The 12173-nt window shown below is 32.1% G+C and carries 11 protein-coding genes; 9 read left to right on the top strand and 2 right to left on the bottom strand.

From position 1 onward, the window contains the following. The first annotated feature begins 429 nt into the window (after window positions 1-429). Window positions 430-858 carry a ribose 5-phosphate isomerase B gene (gene rpiB, locus DFR66_RS05100; RefSeq protein ID WP_114753770.1) on the top strand — a complete coding sequence of 143 codons (429 nt, stop codon included), beginning with the start codon at window positions 430-432 and terminating at the stop codon, window positions 856-858. Between the two features lie 130 nt (window positions 859-988). Beyond that, window positions 989-2131 (top strand): ATP-binding protein, encoded by a 1143-nt coding sequence (locus tag DFR66_RS05095; protein WP_114753769.1) that lies wholly within the window; start codon window positions 989-991, stop codon window positions 2129-2131. Here DFR66_RS05095 and DFR66_RS05090 read toward each other — a convergent pair. Continuing rightward, window positions 2110-2379 carry a DUF1294 domain-containing protein gene (locus DFR66_RS05090; protein ID WP_114753768.1) on the bottom strand — a complete coding sequence of 90 codons (270 nt, stop codon included), beginning with the start codon at window positions 2377-2379 and terminating at the stop codon, window positions 2110-2112. The two genes, DFR66_RS05095 and DFR66_RS05090, sit on opposite strands and share 22 nt — an antisense overlap. A gap of 64 nt (window positions 2380-2443) precedes the next feature. On the opposite strand from DFR66_RS05090, the gene DFR66_RS05085 reads away from it, so the two are divergent. Continuing rightward, window positions 2444-4567 (top strand): Tex family protein, encoded by a 2124-nt coding sequence (locus DFR66_RS05085; protein WP_114753767.1) that lies wholly within the window; start codon window positions 2444-2446, stop codon window positions 4565-4567. A 41-nt stretch (window positions 4568-4608) separates the two neighbouring features. On the opposite strand, the gene tatA is transcribed toward DFR66_RS05085, so the two are convergent. Continuing rightward, entirely contained in the window at window positions 4609-4782 is a 174-nt protein-coding gene (tatA, locus tag DFR66_RS05080; protein ID WP_066075957.1) for a twin-arginine translocase TatA/TatE family subunit, read from the bottom strand. A gap of 212 nt (window positions 4783-4994) precedes the next feature. Between tatA and DFR66_RS05075 the strand changes: the two genes are divergently transcribed. From DFR66_RS05075 to DFR66_RS05050, 6 genes are all read left to right on the top strand, one after another. Continuing rightward, window positions 4995-5492, top strand: coding sequence for a peptidase (locus tag DFR66_RS05075; RefSeq protein ID WP_114753766.1), 498 nt, complete (start codon window positions 4995-4997; stop codon window positions 5490-5492). A 38-nt stretch (window positions 5493-5530) separates the two neighbouring features. Further along, a complete protein-coding gene (locus tag DFR66_RS05070) occupies window positions 5531-7042 on the top strand; it encodes a GH3 family domain-containing protein (RefSeq protein ID WP_114753765.1) in 1512 nt (503 codons plus the stop codon). Between the two features lie 36 nt (window positions 7043-7078). Then, on the top strand, window positions 7079-8758 hold the full coding sequence (locus DFR66_RS05065; protein ID WP_114753764.1) for a DUF6909 family protein: 1680 nt from the start codon (window positions 7079-7081) through the stop codon (window positions 8756-8758). A gap of 9 nt (window positions 8759-8767) precedes the next feature. Beyond that, entirely contained in the window at window positions 8768-9751 is a 984-nt protein-coding gene (locus DFR66_RS05060; RefSeq protein WP_114753763.1) for a hypothetical protein, read from the top strand. A gap of 87 nt (window positions 9752-9838) precedes the next feature. Beyond that, the gene (locus DFR66_RS05055; RefSeq protein ID WP_114753762.1) at window positions 9839-11143 is read left to right on the top strand and encodes an MATE family efflux transporter; all 1305 of its coding nucleotides are present in this window, start codon (window positions 9839-9841) and stop codon (window positions 11141-11143) included. Beyond that, window positions 11144-12157 (top strand): glycosyltransferase family 2 protein, encoded by a 1014-nt coding sequence (locus DFR66_RS05050; RefSeq protein ID WP_114753761.1) that lies wholly within the window; start codon window positions 11144-11146, stop codon window positions 12155-12157. Window positions 12158-12173: the final 16 nt, after the last annotated feature.

The raw sequence follows: 12173 nt of genomic DNA, 5'->3' as shown, positions 1-12173 counted from the left end.
TAACCTACTTTTTAATATTGATAACTATTCTAAAAATTCCTCAAACTAAATTAGGATTTAAAAACTGGGTTTTGGATTACTTTTTTTTTTGATACAACCAAAAAATAGTTCTTATTTTCTATCTAAAGTTATAAACATAGTATGTTAATTTAAAGTTAACTGAATATCAAGCAATTGCGTTTTGCTATTAACAATGTAAAATTTTAACATTTAAAATATATAATCTACATTGATTTCCAGTTATTTATAAACTTATAAAAATTGTTAATAACCACTAATTAAATAGTAATCTGATAGTTATGAGGCTAAATCATGAATATTGTTTTGATGCTGAATTTGAATTGAAATTAGCAAATAAAGAAGTTTAATTAATTCATAAGAATAGATTACTTTATTTAAATTTGCAGCACACAACTTAATATATATAATATGAAAATCTCCATAGGAAATGATCACGCAGGACCAGATTACAAAAAAGCAATTGTTGAAATGCTTCAAGCAAAAGGACATGAAGTTACTAATTATGGAACTGATTCATCAGAAAGCGTAGATTATCCAGATTTTGGTCACCCAGTAGCAACGGATGTTTCTGAAGGAAAAGCTGATTTTGGAATTGTTATTTGCGGAAGCGGAAACGGAATTTCAATGACGGTGAACAAACAGTCTAAAGTTCGTGCGGCTCTCTGCTGGATGAAAGAAATTGCAGTTTTAGCCCGTCAGCATAATGATGCTAATATTATAAGTATTCCTGCTCGCTTTACTTCTATTCCACAAGCAGTAGAAATGGTAGAAGCATTTTTAAACACTGAATTTGAAGGTGGAAGACACCAAAATAGAGTAGATAAAATTTCTTGTTAGAATCTTTTAACTGACTGAATTTACATTAATTCAGTCAGTTCGTTGACTGAATTTACATTAATTCAGTCAACGAACTGACTGAATTACTATTTTTTGATTATATTTGGTTTAGGTTTTTAAATCAAATAGCATGGAAAATTATTTAAAAAGGGCACTCTTTCAAGATTTTGGTAAAAAAGTACTTCCTAACAAAGTATTGATTTTACTTGGTGCTCGTCGTGTTGGAAAAACTGAACTAATAAAAAATTACCTTCAAACTATCTCTGCTAGAAGTTATTTGCAGCTCAACGGAGAAGATATCAATGACGCTAATTTACTCAAAGAACGTTCCGTTGCGAATTACAAGCGATTATTACACAATATAGATTTATTGGTTATAGACGAAGCCCAAACGGTTCCTGATATTGGACTTATTCTAAAATTAATTGTGGATTCTATTGAAGGAATAAAAATCATTGCTACGGGTTCCTCTATATTTGATTTAAACAACAATCTAGGCGAACCATTGGTGGGACGAAAAAATACGTTATACCTTTTTCCATTGGCACAAATGGAATATTCGCAATACGAAAATTACAAACAAACTACAGAAAAATTAGAAGAGAGATTACTTTTTGGAAGTTATCCGGAGCTGCTTCAATATCCTGATTGGGAGGAAAAAAAAGAGTATTTGTATGAAATCATCAACTCGTATTTATTAAAAGACATTTTAGTTTTTGAAGGTATAAAACATGCTGATAAAATATACGATTTACTACGTTTGATAGCCCATCAGTTAGGAAAAGAAGTTTCGCTGCAGGAATTAGCAAATCAATTGCAAATGTCTAAAAATACGGTGTCAAATTACTTAGATTTACTTTCTAAAGTGTTTATTATTTTTAAAGTAGAGGGATTTAGTCGCAATCTTCGAAAAGAAATTGTGAAATCCAACCGTTGGTATTTTTATGATAATGGCATTAGAAACGGCATCATTAATAATTTCAACCGATTGGATTCCAGAACAGATGTGGGTGATTTATGGGAAAATTATTTGGCTGTAGAACGCGTTAAAAAACAAAATTATCTAAAAACAAAAACCAATAATTATTTCTGGCGCACTTATGATCACCAAGAATTAGATTGGCTTGAAGAAAAAGGAGATGCACTTGCTGGGTTTGAGTTTAAGTGGAGTGAAACTAAAAAAGCTAAGATTCCTGCTGCTTTCGCAAAAGCATATCCGGATGCTACTTATGAAGTAATCAACAGAAGTAATTATTTAGATTTTATAACATAGAAATACACTAAAAAAACTTGGATTATACCAATTATAAAAAACTTCCATAAAAAAGATATTTTTGAGGTTTTATGTTTAAAAAAAAGCATCGCTAACCCGGAACCAATTGTTCCGCCAATAACGCTTGTAAACAATAAATTACGTTCTGAAATACGTCTTTTTTGATTTACAGCTAGCTTTTTATCTATTCCTACTGTTGAAAAAGCAACCAAATTAATAAGAGAAAAATACCAGAATAAAAAAGACATAAATAAGAAGTTTTGTCTCAAAGATACTATTTTAGCAAGATGATTTTATAATCTTAAATTTAAAATGACTAACATACAATTTATAGCTAAGTCTGTTCAAACAACAGCAATTAACATTCAAAATACCGTTCAATTATTACAAGAGGATTGTACAATTCCTTTTATTTCGCGCTATCGAAAAGACAAAACCGGTAATCTGGATGAAGTTTTTATTGAGCAAATTGCCAAATTTCAAAAGGAATATGAAATTATTATAAAACGCAAAGAAGCGATTTTAAAATCGATTCAGGAGCAAAATGCACTTAGCCCAGAATTAGAGAAAAAAATCCAACAGAGTTTTGATTTACAGGAATTGGAAGATTTTTATCTACCTTTTAAAAAGAAGAAGAAAACAAAAGCTGATACTGCCCGAGAAAATGGATTAGAACCGCTGGCTAAAATCATCATGGCGCAGAATAATGATGATGTCGATTTTATTTCGACAAAATATTTGAATGAAAATGTAATCAATGAAGAAGCAGCTTTGCAAGGAGCTAGAGATATTATTGCCGAATGGATTAATGAAAATATTTATGTTCGAAAGCAACTCCGAAGATTGTACGAACGCAAAGCAACCATTACTACAAAAGTTGTAAAAACAAAGAAAGACGACGAAGCGGCACAGAAATTTAATCAATATTTCGATTGGTCAGAACCGTTGACTAAAGCTCCTTCGCACAGATTATTAGCGATGCTTCGTGCCGAAAATGAAGGCTTTATCAAGTTTAAAGTTGAAGTTGATATTGATGAAGCGTATGATATTATTGATGCATTAGTTTTGAAAGGTCAAAATAAAACCACGCCACACGTACAATTAGCTATAGAAGACAGTTACAAACGATTGCTGAATCCGGCTATTTCTAATGAAGCTTTGCAAGAAGCTAAAGCCAAGGCTGATGCCAATTCGATTCAGGTGTTTGCGAATAATTTAGGGCAGTTATTACTTGCACCGCCTTTGGGTGAAAAACGAATTCTAGCCATTGATCCAGGATTTAGAAGCGGTTGTAAAATTGTTTGTTTGGACGAAAAAGGAGATTTGTTGTATAACGAAACCATTTATCCGCACGCGCCTCAAAACGAAACCGCTATGGCCATGAAAAAGATAAAATCCATGGTAAACGCTTATAATATTGACGCAATTTCAATAGGAAACGGAACTGCTTCACGGGAAACCGAATTCTTTATCAAAAAAATTGCTTTTGATAGAGTGGTTCAGGTTTTCATCGTTTCCGAAGCGGGAGCATCGGTGTATTCAGCTTCAAAAATTGCCAGAGACGAATTTCCTAATTATGATGTTACGGTTCGAGGCTCAGTTTCCATCGGAAGACGATTGAGTGATCCTTTGGCTGAATTGGTAAAAATTGACCCAAAAGCGATTGGCGTAGGCCAATACCAACATGATGTAGATCAAACCAAACTCAAAGAAGAATTAGATAACACGGTAATTCGTTGCGTAAATTCAGTGGGAGTAAATATTAACACGGCGAGCAAACATTTGTTGAATTATGTGAGTGGAATAGGAGAGAAGCTGGCTGAAAATATTGTGAATTATCGTTCTGAAAATGGTCCTTTTATAGATAGAAAGCAACTGAAAAAAGTACCACGGTTAGGTGAAAAAGCGTACCAGCAAGGCGTTGCTTTTATCCGAATTTCGAATGCAAAAAACCCGTTGGATAATTCAGCGGTTCATCCCGAAGCGTATGGAATCGTGGAAAAAATGGCAAAAGACTTGAAATTGACGGTGAATGACTTGATTGCAAATAAAGAGAAAACAGCTTTGATAAAACCAGAAAATTACATTACTCCGGAAATAGGTTTATTGGGATTGAAAGACATTATTAAAGAACTCGAAAAACCGGGATTAGATCCGAGAAAATCAGCTAAAGTTTTTGAATTTGACCCGAATGTAAAAACGATTAAAGATGTAAAAACAGGAATGGTTTTACCGGGAATTGTTAATAACATTACCAATTTTGGTTGTTTTGTGGATATTGGCGTGAAAGAAAGTGGCTTGGTTCACATTTCCCAACTCAAAGCAGGTTTTGTAAGTGACGTGAATGAAGTGGTAAAATTACACCAACACGTACAGGTAAAAGTCACTGAAGTAGATGAAGATAGAAAGAGAATTCAGTTGACTATGATAATTTAAAACATAAAAAAAGGCTTTTCAAATTATGAAAAGCCTTTTTTTTATTTTGTTTCTTCTTCTTTTTTATCAGCTGGCTGACCGTCTTTGGCTGCGTTTTTGAATTCTTTGATTCCGCTTCCTAAACCTTTCATAAGTTCCGGGATTTTTTTACCACCAAAAAGTAATAAAACAATCGCTAATATAACGAGGATTTCTGTAACACCTAATCTTCCCATGATAGAATAATTTATTGCCGAAGCAAATTTGTAATAAATCTTGAAGCAAAGGTATATAGAATTAGTTAACGGTAACTCATTTTGGTACATTTATTTGGTTTCAAAAGCGTTAAAAATTTATTAAAAATAAACTCAGGTTAATAAAAGTGAACAAAAACAAGCGAATACAATCAACGACAATAATTGTTATATTTGTTCAATAATAAAAAAGTATGTCAAAAAAACGACTAAAACGGCGTAAAATCAAAGAAAATTTATTCAACAAACGACGTTTAATAATACTTAACGAAGATACTTTTGAAGAGACATTTTCATTAAAACTTACCCTGATGAATGTCTTTATAGTAGCTTCATTAGGAGCTATAATCATCATATTTGTCACTACATTTATTATTGCTTTTACTCCTTTGCGTGAATTTATTCCTGGATATTCTTCGTCAAAATTAAAGCGAGATGCAACGGAATTAGCCTTAAAATCAGATTCTTTATCAAAAGCCTTGAAAAGAAATGAAGCGTACATCAAATCCATTCAGAAAGTCTTGACAGGAGAATTAGAATATGCAAAATTCAATAAAGACTCGATACTGGAAGCAGCAGATGAAATTAGTACACCAGTTGATTTATCGCCATCCAAACAAGAACTGGAATTGCGGGAACAAGTAGCAAAAGAAGAGAAAAATTCGCTTTCCAAAAAATCAAAAAAAGAGTAAAAAAAAACAAATTTTATCTTTCAAAGAACAAAATAAAAATGTCAATAAAATCAATTGCAGCCAAAATATTTGCAAAAAAAATATATAAGAAAACCCAACTTTGGGCCAGTAATCCTATTGAAACGCAAAAGAAGGTTTTACAAAAATTAATCCAAGAAGCGAAGAACACACAGTTTGGTATAGACCATCATTTTGATCAAATAAAAAATGAGAATGATTTTGCCAACCAAGTTCCGGTTCGGGATTATGAAGCGCTGAAACCGTATGTGGATAAGGTAGTAAAAGGAGAGGAAAACATTCTTTGGAAAGGAAAACCGCTCTATTTTGCGAAGACTTCCGGCACGACTTCCGGAGCTAAATATATTCCGCTCACTAAGGAATCCATGCCATATCATATAGAAGCTGCCCGAAATGCGATTCTACATTATATTCACGAAACAGGAAAAGCTGATTTTGTTGACGGAAAAATGATTTTCTTGCAAGGAAGTCCGATATTAGAAGAAAAAAATGGCGTCAAATTAGGCCGATTGTCTGGAATTGTGGCGCATTTTGTTCCAAAATACCTTCAAAAAAACAGAATGCCTTCTTGGGAAACGAACTGTATTGAAGATTGGGAAACCAAAGTAAATGCGATTGTCGAGGAAACTTTCAACGAAAATATGGCTGTGATTTCCGGAATACCTTCTTGGGTACAAATGTATTTTGAGAAATTGCATCAAAAAGCAGGGAAGCCCGTGGGTGAAATCTTTAAAAATTTCAATTTATTTATATACGGCGGCGTCAATTATGAACCGTATCGCGCCAAATTTGAAAATCTTATTGGACGAAAAGTAGATAGTATTGAGTTATTTCCGGCTTCGGAAGGATTTTTTGCATATCAGGATTCGCAAAAGGAAAAGGGAATGTTACTGCTTTTGAACTCCGGGATTTTTTATGAATTTATAAAAAGTGATGAGTTTCATACTGATCCCGACGGTTCGGGACCAAAACGATATACGATTGGTGAAGTGGAACTGGGAGTGAATTATGTTTTGATAATTTCAACCAATGCGGGACTTTGGGGCTACAATATTGGCGATACGGTTCAGTTCACCAGTTTAAAACCGTACCGAATAATTGTATCGGGAAGAATCAAGCACTATATTTCGGCTTTTGGCGAACATGTAATTGGGAAAGAAGTGGAAAGTGCGCTACAAGAAGCAATTATTGGAACTACTATTAGAATCAATGAATTTACAGTGGCACCACAAATCACTCCAGCAGAAGGATTGCCGTATCACGAATGGTTCATAGAATTTGATCCCGAAGCATCGGGAGAACCTGAAGATTTAGAGAATTTTGCGGAAGCGCTGGATAATGCCATGCGAAAACAAAACATGTATTATGATGATTTGATTGTGGGCAAAGTGTTGCGAAAAGTGGTGGTTACCAAAGTGGTTAAAAATGGTTTTCAAGACTATATGAAATCGATTGGTAAACTGGGCGGTCAAAATAAAATCCCTAGACTTTCGAATGACAGAAATATAGTGGATTTGTTAAAAAGTAAATAAATGTCTTACCTTTGCAGGTTAGAAAATAAGTAGAAAATGAAAGAAACAAAAAATATATCACGCTCCAGAGCGCAAGAATCATCGGCAGCAATTGAAAAAATGTATATTACGATGCGTCACCTTTTCAACAGGGGATTTTACAAACCTATGGGAATTTCAGGCGATACGTTGCGCGAAGCATTATTAGCATTGCGACCTGAAATTTATGGAAATATTGCCGAAGAAAAAGTAGAACTGAACGGACTTTTATATGTAATTGAACGTCTTCCGGTAGGAATTGAAGAATGTAGATTTATCAATTTAACTTCGGATGAAGGGTATTCTAAATCGCATTTTCAGGCGATTGTACCGCCAAAAAGACGTCGTAATTGTTACCGAATCGATGAGGAACAAATGAATGTGGAAATCACGCGCGGACGTTCCGATATTTATGATATTTTGACGCATTTGACGTTTATTTTCATTGAATCACACAAAATTAGAAACAGGGTTTTACTGGATGATGCCGGTGAGGTTTCCCGCGATTGGTTCAAACTGGAACAAGCGGTTTCTCAAAAGAAGAAACTGACTCAGATAGAAAAAGAAAAAGCTATTTCGCACGCTGCCAATATTCTAGGAAGAACATTTGAGGAAGTATTGGATATTTATGACGCTTTTGGCTCAGCTGCCGCGCCAGATCGTTTCTTGCATGTTATCTTTTGGTTAGGTAAACTCGCCATAGAAGAAATTGTAGATGATAATAAGAGAACAATCACTTTTAGTCCTATTTTGAGAGAACGATTAGGGCACCACATTCACGGTGAAATTTGGGCTACTAATATCAAGGAGGTTTTGAAAGAAAACCAACTTTTAGACCGTCCAATTCATGTAATTAGTGCGAACATGCACAGTGTGATGAACTCAATTTTTGCAACGGAAGTGTTGAAAACTAAGTTCAAGGACAAATCAGATTTCTTTATTTATGAAGAATTGAGTAAGTCTGGTGCTAATGCCTTGCGAAATCAAGTGGAAGAAGTAGCATTGAAATTTGGTATGATTTCGTTACCGGATACATCAGGAACAAATATTGATGTTCAGATTTTTGATACCGCCAAAATTGATTGGGCAAAAACGTCTTTTCCTAAGGCGGAGATTGGAGACAAAAAACCAGTGTTGATAGTTATGGATTACGCTTTTGGAGAACAAGCGTATGAAACTATTGATGAGTTGTTGAAACCGTTTAAAAAAGCAACTTTGCTTAATGTAGAATCAGTTTCTATCATGGGAAAAGCGGGAATTCTGGAAGGTGGAAAAGGAGATATTATGATTCCAAATGCACACATTAATGAAGGAACGGCTGACAATTATTTTTTCGAAAATGAATTAACAGCTGAAATGTTTGAGGGAAATGATATTGCCGTTTTTGCTGGACCAATGGTAACTGTGCTTGGAACTTCCTTGCAAAACAGAGATTTATTGAAGTTTTTCCATGAGTCGACATGGGGAATTATCGGACTGGAAATGGAAGGTTCTTACTATCAAAAAGCCATACAATCTGCTTCAAAAATAAGAAAGAGTGTTCCTCATGACATCAAAGTAAGATACGCGTATTATGCTTCTGATAATCCTCTTGAAACCGGAAGTACATTAGCTTCAGGTGGATTAGGAACCACAGGCGTAAAGCCTACCTATTTGATTACCATTAAAATATTGGAACAAATTTTTAACGTAAAATAAAAATATAGGATGAATAAAACCCAACCCAGTAACCAAGAGGACCAAGAGATTGATTTGATACAAATTTTCAGAAAAATAGGAAGTTTTTTTCAAAGTGTTAATACGTTTTTATTTAATTGTATTCAGTTTTTTGTAAAAAATGCTGTAGTGATATTGATTTTGTTGCTACTAGGAGTTGGATTAGGGTTTTATTTAGATGAAACAAAAAAAATCTACAATCATCAAATTACAGTGACTCCAAATTTTGGAAGCACTGATTATTTATATTCAAAAATCGATTTAATCGAATCAAAAATCCAAGAAGGAGATACGATTTTTATTAAAGATGTTTTGGGTTTAAAAAAGCCTAAAGAAATTCTAAAAATAAAAATAAAACCAGTTACAGATGTTTATAAATTTATTGAAAACAAGAAAGAGAACTTCGAATTAATCAAGTTGATGGCCGAAGATGGTGATATAAAGAAAGTACTTGAAGAGAATTTGACAAGTAAAAATTATAAATTCCACACTATTACTTTTCAAACTAAACATATAATATCTGAAAAATCTGCAATTGAACCCATCTTATTTTTTTTAAATGAATCTGAGTACTATTCAAAAATACAGAAAGAAACGGTTAATAATATTCAGTTAAAGATGATTCAGAATGACACTATTATAGCACAGATAAATGGTGTTTTGAGTGGTTTTTCGGGGGCAGCAAAAGGGACAAAAAGTAATAATTTAGTTTATTATAATGAAAACACTCAATTGAATGACATCATTAAAACGAAAGAATCTTTGATCAATGAGCAAGGATTTCTTAGAGTTGATTTGGTAGGATTAAACAGCATTGTAAAGGAGAATAGTTCAATACTTAACATTGAAAATAACACTTCTACAAATGGAAAATTAAAATTTATTTTGCCAATTTTATTTTTGCTTTCCTTTATTTTTATTTACTTGTTTGTGAAGTATTATAAAAGTCAACTTAAAAAATCAAAATTGATTTAATTACTTTAAGCTTTGTTTTAAAATAGATAAAATAGAAATTAGAGTAATTTGTCGTTCAATTTCCTAAAAATTTGAAAATAAATCAATATGGGTTTCAATAAAATAAAAAAAAATCCAGTTGTTTCACAGAGTTTAAAAACGATGTTTTTAAGAATTACAGGAGTTGTTATACTTTTTGGTTTTTCGTTGTTTTTAACACATAATTATGACCCAAAAATCATCGGACAATATGATTTCATACAAAAATTTTTATTGGTTTTAAGTAGTATATGTATTCTAGGTACAGATCAGTCTATTTTATACTTTGCAGGTATTTTAAAAAGTACAAATGAAACTCAAAAATTAAAGTCAATATATCAGAAAATGATTTTGCTTATTTTACTATTATCCTTGATAGTATTAATTTTTTTTTTAATTTTTGGAAAAAGCCTTATACGCTTTTTTTTTAATGATAATAACACCTACGAGATAGTATTTAAAGCGGTGGTCATATTGTTTTTTTACTCTTTGACTTTGTTGAATACAGAAACACTAAGAGCGTTAGGAAGGGTTTATATGGCGGAATTTTTTAGAAACATCTTTAAGTATGTATCTGTCATAGTTGGAGCTATAGTTTTACTTTATTCTCATCAGGAAATCTATCTCGTCGATACTTTTTTGATAGGATTTATAGTGCTGTCTCTGATAACAACGGGAATTATATTTTGGATTTTTAAAAAAGAAGGATTTATTTCCTCAAATAAAAGAGATAAAAGTTTTTTCACCTATTCGTTTATTGTTTTAAAATCTTACCCGATGGCAGTAAGTAATTTAGCTATTTTCTTGATGATGACTTTTGATTTGGTGTTTTTAAAAAAATTTAAAGGAGACGAAATGGTTGCTTATTATTCAATTGCGATGAAATTAGTATCTATTTTATTTTTGATTAATAACGCTGTATTTATTTCTGTTTCTTTAAAGATTGCACAACAATTTACGGATAATAATAAGACTGCTCTTTTAAACACAATGAAACAAAGCGCTAGAATTATTTTTGTTCTTACACTGCCTATTGTTGCGGTAGTTTGTTTTTATGCTGAAAGTATTCTACATTTCTTTGGACCTAATTATGTACAAGCCAAACAGGCACTTATAATATTAATGGTGGGTCAGCTATTTGCTTCCTTATTTGGAATAACGACTATTTATTTGAATATGACTGGACGGCAACGTATTTTTCAAGTGGTATTAATTTCTGCGGTATTCCTAAATTTTATTCTTAATTCAATACTAATTCCCAAATATTCTCTTGATGGAGCGGCAATTGCTTTTGTTTCCAGCTTACTTTTTTGGAATATTATCACCGCATTTATTGTTTATAAAAAAGACAAATTATTAATTACACTGCATTAAATGGATAAGATAAATAAAAACATTATTTTTAGCATAATTGTGCCAGTTTATAATGTAGAAGGGTATTTGAATCAATGTATTGACAGTATTTTAATACAATCATTTTCTAATTTTGAATTGATTTTGGTTAATGATGGATCTACGGATGGCTCATTAGCTATTTGTTCGGAATATAAAAGTAGAGATGAAAGAATACAATTAGTGGATAAGAAAAATGGTGGGGCTGCGGATTCTAGAAATCATGGACTTTCAAAAGCTCTTGGACAATATGTTATATTTGTAGATGGTGATGATTTTTGGAGTGGAGATTTTGTATTAAATGAAATGGCGCTTTTAATAAAGAACAATGATTTTGATATAATTATTCATGAAGAAAGCCGGTATTTTTCCTCAAACAACATAAAATGTAAATACAATCAAAACAAACTAAAACAAAAGTCAGGAAACTTTGAAAATGATGCTCTAGACTTGATTTATTATCATTTATATGCCTCAAGTCCTTGGGATAAAATAATTAAAAGATCGATTTTAATTAGCAATGATTTGTTTTTTCCATTGCACTTAAAATATGAAGATATGGAGTGGTGTGCAAATTTGATGAACCACATAAATACTTACTGTATTTATTCCAAATCATTTTATATGTATAGACAATTAAGGGTGGGGTCTGAGGTTTACTCTATGAATGAACAAGCCGTTTTAGATATTTATCTTTCAGTAAAAAAGGGATTAATTCAAATTGAAAACAACAAAGAGACGCTGCAATTGGCCTTGAAAAATTATTGGTCTTTTTATTATGTTGTAATATTAATGCATTTTGATAAACTCTCTTCAAACAATAAAAAAGCGCTTATTAAAGAGCTATCTTCATGGAAAAATTTAATTTCTTCAGGAAGAAACCTTACAGTAGATAAAGTAAATTTATTTTATAAAATTTTACCGTTTTCTCTTTTACCAAAATTCATGAGTATATATGCAAAGATGAATTTGTTTTATAAAAAAACGAAATTATGATTTACATTTAAACCGA

It is taken from the genome of Flavobacterium glaciei, from assembly GCF_003350545.1.
Classification (GTDB): Bacteria; Bacteroidota; Bacteroidia; order Flavobacteriales; family Flavobacteriaceae; genus Flavobacterium; species Flavobacterium glaciei.
The sequence above is the reverse complement of the archived record's forward strand: the minus strand, read 5'-3'. Positions and strand labels throughout refer to the sequence as shown.